General features: G+C 47.8%; 2 protein-coding genes and 1 pseudogene. 1 reads left to right on the top strand and 2 read right to left on the bottom strand.

Annotated features, from left to right (window positions below; translation table 11 throughout):
- The first annotated feature begins 14 nt into the window (after positions 1–14).
- Positions 15–400 (top strand): annotated as a pseudogene (locus tag CV014_RS30835) (proline dehydrogenase family protein).
- 51 nt (positions 401–451) lie between these two features.
- On the opposite strand, the gene CV014_RS29545 reads toward CV014_RS30835, so the two are convergent.
- Positions 452–982, bottom strand: a complete 531-nt coding sequence (locus CV014_RS29545; RefSeq protein WP_236145262.1) for a DUF4256 domain-containing protein — start codon at positions 980–982, stop codon at positions 452–454.
- A 54-nt stretch (positions 983–1,036) separates the two neighbouring features.
- Complete coding sequence (locus CV014_RS29540; protein ID WP_236145261.1) at positions 1,037–1,720, bottom strand: hypothetical protein; 684 nt, start codon at positions 1,718–1,720, stop codon at positions 1,037–1,039.
- Positions 1,721–2,196 lie beyond the last annotated feature (476 nt).

Genomic DNA, 2,196 nt, shown 5'->3' with positions numbered 1-2,196 from the left:
GCTACCCATCCCCGATACAACCGGACAAGGAAAGCAGCGACCGTGACTACAATGCCGGTGTAAAATTCTGCATCGATCATATTGACCAGGTGGCACTCGTGGTAGCATCCCACAACGAGTACAGTAACCTGTATGCCACCCAGCTTTTACAGGAAAAGGGCTTGCCGCTCAATCATCCACACGTGCACTGGAGCCAGTTGTATGCATGAGTGATAACATTACATTCAATCTTGCACATGCTGGTTGCAGTGTGAGCAAGTACCTTCCGTTCGGGCCTATCCGCGATGTAATTCCCTACCTGATGCGTCGTGCGCAGGAGAATACATCGGTGAAGGGACAAACGGGACGGGAACTCGGGCTTATCAATAAAGAGCTGGACAGAAGGAGCGGGAAGAAATGAGGTGATCCCATCGCTGGTAACCCTGCAACCTTTTTTTGAAAGGCAGGAGCATTACACTTCCAGCGCGCCCCTGAAACCCCTCGCGGCATAATACGAATCAGCACCGTTATGATATACGAATACGGTATTGTAGCGCCGGTCGCAGAAAAGTGCACCACCGAGGCGACGGATATCGGCGGGTGTTTGTACCCAACTGGATGTCTTCTGATCAAAATTTCCCAGCTGTTGTAAATAGCGGTATTGTTCTTCGGTAAGCAGGGTTATGCCTATTTCTTCCGCCATGTCCAGTGCACAGTTTTTGGGCTTATGTTCTTTACGGGCATTTAATGCCGCACGGTCATAACAGAGACTGCGCCGGCCGGCCGGGCTCTCGGGCGCACAATCGAAGAAAATAAACGTGTTTTTCTTTTTATCGAACATAACGACATCAGGTTCGCCACCGGTATCTTCCATGTTTTGAAGGGCTTCCATGGCAGCGGCAGATTGTTCGAGTTTAGCCTGTACATCGGGCCATTTAATTCCTTTATGCCGTTCGGGATATTTTCCGAAGCGTTTTTGCAGGATGGTAAACAGCGGGTCCATAGTTGAGGAGTTAAGGTTTAATGGAGGGAATACAGGTTTAGTTGGTTTTTTTTACTACACGTATTTTTCGGTAACCGCCGACAGTTCGGTCATTATATCTTTTTTATTGGTCAGCAACGCTACATGGAAAAGCAGTCCCTGCTCGGCGGCATCACCAGCTATAATCTGTTCGCGCAGGTAAAAATTCTCTTTTTCATCATTAAAAACAAGCCAGTCATACTTATTCTGCAAAAAAGATGCCTGCCATTTCTGCATCGCGCTGTCAGGTATCCCGTATTCTTTATGAAAAAGGGTGGGGTGGTGACCGGTGTAAATTGTAAGGCTGATATAATCATCTGCTGCCAGTGGTTTGAATTTTCCAATCCGGAATACCGCGAAATCGTATTTCTCATCGATGTTTACAAAATATCCGGCCGGTAATACAAAGGAAAAACTGGCGTTGGTACCCGGAATGGCAAGTGTTTCGGTTCTTGCCGGTAAACTGATTCGCCGGGTGCCATTGGCGATTGTCTGGAAAATTTTTTCGGTCAGTTTTGCATATAGTGCTTTATCCTTCCAGGCCGTGGGATTGATATAGGCATCAATCCTGCTCACTGTATTATCCGGACCCTGCACTGTCAGGCTGTTTACCAGGATCGCCTGTTGGGTGGAATCATATAACAGGGGGGTGGAAAGCACGGCCAGTAATCCGGCTGAGTCGCGTAAAATGCGCCGGTCGAAATCAAAATCCGGTTCCACCTGTTTTTTCAGATCCTCAAATAAAGTCTTGCTTCCCCAGGAATAGAGTTCCTGTGCAAAAAATACGAGCCGGCTGCTATCGTGGTCGAGGATGATCCTGGTTTCCTTGTTTTCGTTGGATCAGCCGCCATGATATCTGCGACACGGGGACTTACAACCGCTCCAACAGGCATTTGCACAAAAAATTTTTTATTCAGCAGGGAGATTGGTTTTACGAGCGAAACCGTATCCGTCCAGTTGGACTGGGCGGATACGGTTGATACTGCAATGAGGAATAATGCACCTGGAAATATGCGCAACAAAGCCGGAACATAGGCAGATTTTCATCAAAGATAGGTTTCGTACCCCTATCGCTGCACCGGTTGGTTACCATTGATAAAAAAGATACCCGCCGGGGCGGGTATCGGTACAAGGACAAACGATCTTATTAGTTCAGATCCCAGAATATCCTGGAGTAGCGGTTATCGTACCCTGTG

The sequence above is a fragment of the Nostoc sp. CMAA1605 genome (assembly GCF_021596505.1).
GTDB lineage: Bacteria > Cyanobacteriota > Cyanobacteriia > Cyanobacteriales > Nostocaceae > Trichormus.
This window is presented reverse-complemented; position numbering and strand designations above follow the sequence as displayed.

Bases quoted from the DNA above. Each gene is read 5' to 3' on its own strand.
- CV014_RS29545 (WP_236145262.1), bottom strand. From the start codon at position 982: ATGGACCCGCTGTTTACCATCCTGCAAAAACGCTTCGGAAAATATCCC.